Annotated in this window: 2 protein-coding genes; both read right to left on the bottom strand. The window is 46.0% G+C overall.

The window, feature by feature from the left end:
* Positions 1 to 5 precede the first annotated feature (5 nt).
* The gene (locus B5E53_RS18450; RefSeq protein ID WP_087317594.1) at positions 6 to 563 is read right to left on the bottom strand and encodes an RNA polymerase sigma factor; all 558 of its coding nucleotides are present in this window, start codon (positions 561 to 563) and stop codon (positions 6 to 8) included.
* A 100-nt stretch (positions 564 to 663) separates the two neighbouring features.
* Positions 664 to 2,079 carry a hypothetical protein gene (locus tag B5E53_RS18445; RefSeq protein ID WP_087317592.1) on the bottom strand — a complete coding sequence of 472 codons (1,416 nt, stop codon included), beginning with the start codon at positions 2,077 to 2,079 and terminating at the stop codon, positions 664 to 666.
* Positions 2,080 to 2,149: the final 70 nt, after the last annotated feature.

Raw genomic sequence — 2,149 nt, 5'->3', positions numbered from 1 at the left:
TCCCGTCATATGTCATAGCCCTCCTTCCTAAGATATTTTCTCAGCTGTTCCCGGATTCTTGAAAGCCGCATGGATGCGGTTTTCTTTGAAATGCCGTGCCGCTCTCCGATTTCTTCCAGCGAGCTGGCAAACCAGTACCTCTCCAGAAAGATATCCCGGTTATTGTCCGAAAGCTCTCCCAGGAACCGATTGACCGCTTTTACCAGCTCTTCCTTCATCACCGCATCGTCAATAGCCGCTCCACGGCCCGCGCAGTCGTTCAGCTCTTCCAGCGACTGCTCGTACATACATTTTCTTTTCAATGCATGGTCGTGGGTAAACCTTTTCAGAGAAAGATTTTTGACAATCCGGCACACATACGCTTTGAAAAACTTCGGCCACTGCGGCGGCAGCGTATTCCATACTGCCAGCCAGCTGTCATTGATGACCTCCTCGCTGTCCCGCCTGTCGTCCACGATTCCCATGGACAGGCTGCGGCACAACTTTCCATACTTGATATCCGTTTCCTCGATTGCTCTCTCTGACCGCTCCCAGTATAAAGCGATGATCTCTTTATCCTCCATCTCCTCACCTCCGTGATGTCTGAATGTGCACTTTAAACCTATGGAATTCGATAAATCAAAACTGAAAATTATACATTTACTGTCATAAATGAATTTTATTTCACTCCAACTCGCTCACATCCACAATATACGCTTCCGTTTCATTGGCCAGCAGAAGTTTTTTCTCTGCACCTGCCAGATACATTTCCACATCAAAATGCATTTCCTGTGGCACATCAATTTTCATAAAAGTTTTCTTTGCCAGATTTACCAGAAAATATGGCGAATTGTTTTCCTCCTTATCACCATACATCGCATAATCTCCTGCGTTTCCCAGAAAATCTGTTTCTTTGTCAGCTCCTTCAATAGAAAATGTTTCTCCCGTGACAATATTGGTGAGCTCCAGGGTATTCTTTTTCACAGAACTGTTCCACTCCATATCTGCTTCCCCATATCCCGGATAGGTTTCCAGTACCTGACCGGTGCGAAGATCCACTTTGCAGGTCTGCGCCTGTGTCCGGATTCCGTCATCCGTTTTTTCCACCAAATCTTCACCAAAAGTAAGAATCGTGGTATCATCAAGAAATTCTATTTCGTCACCTCGGGCATAAGCATTGATTGCTTCTATCTTTTTCTCCGTTTTTTCTTTAAGATCAAAAACGGTCCAGTATCCATCTGCCCGGTAATTACATAAGATTACTTTTCCTCCGGGTGACATCGTACAGTCCGCATATACGTTATCACCGGACAGCTTCTCCATTTCTCCGGTTTCCAGATTCAGTTTTGCGATACATTCTTTATAATCTTCTCCATCATCCGACAGTTGTAGATAAACGGATTTTCCATCGAAGTAAGAAAAAACCTCATTTATGGCTCCTTCCAGATTAAAGCCATGGATTTCCTGATGACAAATCGCATATTCAAAGGAAAAAGGCACGCCATCATATTCACCCTGGAAGGAATGCACCGGCAGTTCTTTCAAACCATTTCCCTGCACCCCATATATGCGGCCAATCCTCACATTTTCTGTCTTATCGTCGTAATAGGTTTCTGCTACAACCGTTTCCTTATCTCCGAACACAAGCATATTATCTTTCAGCGAAATTCTGTGGTTCTCATCCGCCGGGATATCCGGCTGGCTGGTCTCGCCGCTGCTTTTCTTTGAACTATCTTGTCCGCTGTCTGTCGCATTCGTTCTGTATCCGTCTGTGCCGTCTGTATCACCTGGCTCTTTCGTACCATCTGCTCCACCGATATTTAGCTCCGTCACCTCATGGCCGGAAAACATATCAAACAGCCATTCCCGGAAGGCATCCGACGTCGTTGCCAGGACCGATATACTCATTCCCAATATCACAATACACAGCAGGACAGCGGCCGCTGTCCGGAAGGCGGCGCTGTGTCTCCACAGGCGGGGGATCCATCCGTTCGGGGAAAGATCCCTTTTCTCCAGATTTTTTTCTATCCTTTCCGCTGTTTTTTCAATGCATTCGTCGTCACATTGATGGATAGCCTCATATAAATCTTTTCCCGTCATATGTCATAGCCCTCCTTCCTAAGATATTTTCTCAGCTGTTCCCGGATTCTTGAAAGCCGCATGGATGCGG

This window comes from Eubacterium sp. An11, from assembly GCF_002161065.1.
GTDB lineage: Bacteria > Bacillota > Clostridia > Lachnospirales > Lachnospiraceae > Anaerobutyricum > Anaerobutyricum faecale.
The sequence above is the reverse complement of the archived record's forward strand: the minus strand, read 5'-3'. Positions and strand labels throughout refer to the sequence as shown.